This window comes from Streptomyces sp. NPDC058685 (assembly GCF_042714725.1).
Taxonomy (GTDB): domain Bacteria; phylum Actinomycetota; class Actinomycetes; order Streptomycetales; family Streptomycetaceae; genus Streptomyces.
Map to the genome: position 1 here is coordinate 1 of NZ_JBHXSL010000113.1, position 2,991 is coordinate 2,991.

The 2,991-nt window shown below is 70.2% G+C and carries 4 protein-coding genes; 3 read left to right on the forward strand and 1 reads right to left on the reverse strand.

What is annotated here, in order from left to right; genetic code table 11:
• Positions 1 to 86: 86 nt before the first annotated feature.
• Entirely contained in the window at positions 87 to 602 is a 516-nt protein-coding gene (locus ACFWU3_RS36390) for a GtrA family protein (RefSeq protein ID WP_384445892.1), read from the reverse strand.
• Positions 603 to 1,132: 530 nt separating this feature from the next.
• Between ACFWU3_RS36390 and ACFWU3_RS36395 the strand changes: the two genes are divergently transcribed.
• The 3 genes from ACFWU3_RS36395 to ACFWU3_RS36405 form a co-directional block, all read left to right on the forward strand.
• Positions 1,133 to 1,663 carry a hypothetical protein gene (locus ACFWU3_RS36395; RefSeq protein ID WP_384445894.1) on the forward strand — a complete coding sequence of 177 codons (531 nt, stop codon included), beginning with the start codon at positions 1,133 to 1,135 and terminating at the stop codon, positions 1,661 to 1,663.
• Between the two features lie 77 nt (positions 1,664 to 1,740).
• The gene (locus ACFWU3_RS36400; protein ID WP_384445895.1) at positions 1,741 to 2,586 is read left to right on the forward strand and encodes a DUF4097 domain-containing protein; all 846 of its coding nucleotides are present in this window, start codon (positions 1,741 to 1,743) and stop codon (positions 2,584 to 2,586) included.
• A 57-nt stretch (positions 2,587 to 2,643) separates the two neighbouring features.
• Positions 2,644 to 2,991 (forward strand): ATP-binding cassette domain-containing protein (locus tag ACFWU3_RS36405; protein WP_384445897.1); only part of this gene is annotated, 348 nt, incomplete at its 3' end.

Genomic DNA, 2,991 nt, shown 5'->3' on the forward strand with positions numbered 1-2,991 from the left:
TGCCGGGGCTGGCCCGACAAATTATAAACATTTGTGTGGGGCCGGGGGATCACCCCCGCCCCGGTGCCGCGCCGCCGACAGAACCGTCAGGCGGCGCGGCACAGCGCCTCGGAGCCGGCCGGAACCGAGGGCCGGCCCACGGTCATATGCACCGGGCGGGCGTCCGCCGCGCCCTGCGAGCGGTTGCGCGCGAAGACGACGAGACGCAGCACCACGAACCGCGCGACACCGGCCAGTGCCGAGGCGGACAGGTAGACGACCTGCTGGAGCAGCACGTCCGGCTCCGCCGCCAGTTGGCGCAGAACGAACATCGCCACACAGGTCACCGTGTACGCCGCAGCGGCCGATCCTGCCGACTGCACGTGCTGGCGCCAGGTCGCGCGCCCACCCGCGCCGAAGGTGAAGCGGGCGTGCAGCTCGGTGGCGAGCAGCGTGGAGACCACGGTGATCAGGGCATTGGCGAGTGCCCAGGGAATCCAGGTGGCGAGAGCGGCCACGGCGAAGCTGGAGGCGAGCCCCACCCCGCCGCCGCAGAGCACGAAGCGGGCGAAGGCGGTGACGGCGCCGGGCATCGCCTGCTGCTGACCCTGTGCTGTCTCCATGATCCGACCCCTTCGACGGCTCTCGGTCTGTGAAACGTGCACTCCTCGACGGTGAGGCCGAGGGCTGCGCTGTTGTGACGCCATAGTGGCACATGAGTGGCGTCATGTGGAGCCATATTTGGCATCGCGAGTGCCGGCTGTGACTTCCCGACGGGCGGGCGGCCGCGAATGTGCAGGTCAATGGCTCGGTGCAGCCTCGGTGCGCGCGAAAAGTCGGGCGCGTGGCCCTCGTCGCCGAGGTCCCCAAGGTGAAGCGTGGAGGTAAGGGCCTCTATAGGGCCTGGGAAGAGGCCCCTCTGGTGGGCTTCCGTGGGCCGTCGATCGAACCTCGCGGCGTCTCGCGGTGCCAATCAGTGCCATCAGGGGCCTTCGTTGTGGCACTCAAGGGGGCGCATATCCGTATGGTGCCGCGCTGGCGCAACTCGATGACGGTATGTTTGCGCAGGTCAGCGCCACTGAGTTGGTCGTGGCGCACGATTGCTTCCGTTGAGCGCTTGCCTGTGACGCCATAGTGGTGCCATGATGACGTCATGGACCTCACGCCGTATGTCGACAACCTCCGCCGCGAACTCGCGGTGGCCGCCGAAGCCGGCGGCGAAGAAGCCCGCGAACTCGCCGAGCGCCTCACCGCTCCCCTGGAGTCGGCGACCCGCCTGACGATGCTCAATGTGCTCTCCGCCGCGATGGACGAGGTCACCCGTGAACTCGCCCCGGGTTCGGTCGACGTACGGCTGCGCGGTCTCGACCCCGACTTCGTGGTCACACGGCCGGCGGGCGACGAGGCGTACGACGAGGGGAGCGGGCCGGCCGAGCCGCTGAGGGCTCCGGCCCCGGCGCCCGCCGACGGCGACGAGGGCGGAACCGCCCGCGTCAATCTGCGCCTGCCGGCCCATCTCAAGGCGCGAGCCGAGGAGGCCGCGAGCCGCGAGGGCCTGTCGGTCAACGCCTGGCTGGTGCGGGCCGTGTCGGCCGCGGTCGAGGGTGGTGCCCCGTCGCGTACGTCGGAGAAGGCCCGGGCCACCCGCACCGTCGGAAACAGCTTCACGGGCTGGGTGCGCTAGCCGCGCCCCGCTCCCACTCACTCACCCCACGTCCCACCAGCAGGGACGCCGCGAAGACCCAAGAGGACGGGACAGCCATGCCTTCTTTCGACACCCCTCTGCCGATCTCGGTCACCGCCAACGTGGCCGCCGGTTCCATCCAGTTCACCGCGACCGACCGCCACGACACCGTCGTCGAGGTGCGGCCCCGTGACCCGAAGAAGGACAAGGACGTCCGGGTCGTCGAGCAGACCGAGGTCACCTATGCCGGCGGTGTGCTGACCATCCGGACACCCAAGGGTCCCTACCTCGTCGGCCCCACCGGCAGCGTCGACGTGACGGTCGAACTGCCCACCGGCTCACGCATCGATGCGACCGGCTCCTGGACGCAGGTGCTCGGCGAGGGCCGGCTCGGCGAGGTCCGTGTGAAGACGTCGTCGGGTGACGTCCGCCTGGACGAGACGGGCCCGCTTCAGCTGACCGCGTCGCACGGGTCCATCACCGTGGGCCGGGTCGAGGGCCTGGCCGAGATCACCACCAGTTCCGGCAGTGTGCGCGTCGGTGTCGTGGACGGCCCGGCCGTCCTGAAGAACTCGCACGGCTCCACGACCATCGGTGCCGCTGTCGGCGAGCTGCGCGTGCGAGGGGCCAACGGCGACATCGACATCCAGCGCGCCGAGAGCTCGGTCGCCGCGACCACCGCCCACGGCACCCTGCGCGTGGGTGATGTGGCCCGTGGCACCGTCCAGTTGGAGACCTCCTACGGTGCCATCGAGATCGGCGTCCGTGAGGGCACGGCCGCCTGGCTGGACGTCAGCTCGAGCAACGGGCAGGTCCGCAACGGACTCGCCTCCTCCGACAACCCGGACAAGACCGACGAGACCGTAGAGGTCAAGGCCCGCACCCGCTACGGCAACATCGACATCCGCCGCGCCCGCGCCTGACCGCCCGGTCTCCACGCCCACTTCACCGCTCACCGCTCCTTCGAATGGGAGGGCCTCATGCCTTCTTCTGTCATGCCCACGTCCAACCAGTCCGGCGCTTCCCCGTCGCCGGCCGCCGTCTCCGCCGTCGGTCTGCGCAAGTCGTACGGCGACAAGACCGTCCTCGACGGCATCGACCTCGTCGTGCCGGCCGGGTCCGTGTTCGCGCTGCTCGGCCCGAACGGCGCCGGCAAGACCACCGCCGTGAAGATCCTCTCCACCCTCATCGCTGCCGACGCCGGGCAGGCCCAGGTCGCGGGCCACGATCTGACCGCCGAGCCGCAGGCGGTGCGGGCCGCGATCGGTGTCACCGGGCAGTTCTCCGCGGTCGACGGTCTGATCACCGGCGAGGAGAACATGCTCCTG